2 protein-coding genes are annotated in these 1,120 nt (G+C 67.3%); both read right to left on the bottom strand.

The annotated features are described in order from the left end of the window. Nucleotides 1-376 (bottom strand): ATP-binding cassette domain-containing protein (locus D769_RS00250; protein WP_008640874.1); only part of this gene is annotated, 376 nt, incomplete at its 3' end. Beyond that, nucleotides 373-1,120 (bottom strand): branched-chain amino acid ABC transporter permease (locus tag D769_RS00245; protein WP_008640873.1); only part of this gene is annotated, 748 nt, incomplete at its 5' end. The genes D769_RS00250 and D769_RS00245, both read right to left, overlap by 4 nt.

Raw genomic sequence — 1,120 nt, 5'->3', positions numbered from 1 at the left:
AGCCCTGCGCCGGCTCCCAGAGCCGCCAGGCCCGCTGCGCGCGCGATTGCGCCGCAAGCCGGCAATTCTCGCGCACGGTCAGCGGCAGGAAGATGTTGTTGCGCTGGTAGCTGCGACCAATGCCGTGGCGCGCCAGCTTGGGCTGCGCCCAGCCCGTGACATCGCGCCCTTGCAATTGCAGCCGGCCCTCCGATGGTGGCAGTTCGCCCGACAACAGGTTGATCAGTGTCGACTTGCCGGCGCCGTTGGTGCCGATCACCGCATGGATCTCGTGCAGATGCAGGGCCAGGTCCACGCTGTTGACCGCCGTGAGCCCGCCAAATCGGCGCGTCAGGCTTTGCGCATCGAGTACCGGAACCGATGGGATCGTGTTCATACGGCCTCCCGGCTGCGTGTGTTCGATTCGGTGGCCGCGCCCGCCCGCCGCGCGCGACGCGGAGAACGATGCCGCAGTACCGCCGGCACGCTGACCAGCCCGCGCGGCAGCAACGCCACCGCCAGGATGATGAAACCGCCCATCAGCAGCTGCCAGTGCTTGGTCAACGTGCCGAACCATTCGGCCAGCAGCACGAACGAGAACGCACCCAGCACGGCGCCAGCCAGGCTGCCGACGCCGCCAAGAATCACCATCAGCATCGCGTTGCCCGACTGGTGCCAGGAAGCAATCTCGGGATTCACGAAACCGAACTGGATCGCATAGAGGTACCCAGCCAGCCCCGCGAACGCACCGCCCACGACGAACGCCCCGAGCTGATAGCGATAGGTGCCGAACCCGGCCGCCCGCATCCGCTGCTCGTTGTGCCGGATCCCCACCAGCGCGTGGCCGAAGCGGGAACGCAGCAGCAAGGTCAGCGCGGCCACGGTCAGCGCCAGCGCAACGAGCACCAGCCAATAGAACTGCACAGGGTCGTTGACGGTCACCGGTCGCGCCGAAAACAGCCCGAACTCGGGACGGAAGTAGATGTAGGTGCCGTCGCTGCCACCGGCGATCTTCGTGTCGTGGAACACGAAGTACACCATCTGCGCGAAGGCCAGCGTGACCATGATGAAGTAGATGCCGCGCGTGCGCAGCACGAGCGCGCCAACCACCAGCGCCAGCGCGGCCGCCGCGCCCACGGCG

It is taken from the genome of Cupriavidus sp. HMR-1, assembly GCF_000319775.1.
GTDB classification, from domain to species: Bacteria; Pseudomonadota; Gammaproteobacteria; order Burkholderiales; family Burkholderiaceae; genus Cupriavidus; species Cupriavidus metallidurans.
The sequence above is the reverse complement of the archived record's forward strand: the minus strand, read 5'-3'. Positions and strand labels throughout refer to the sequence as shown.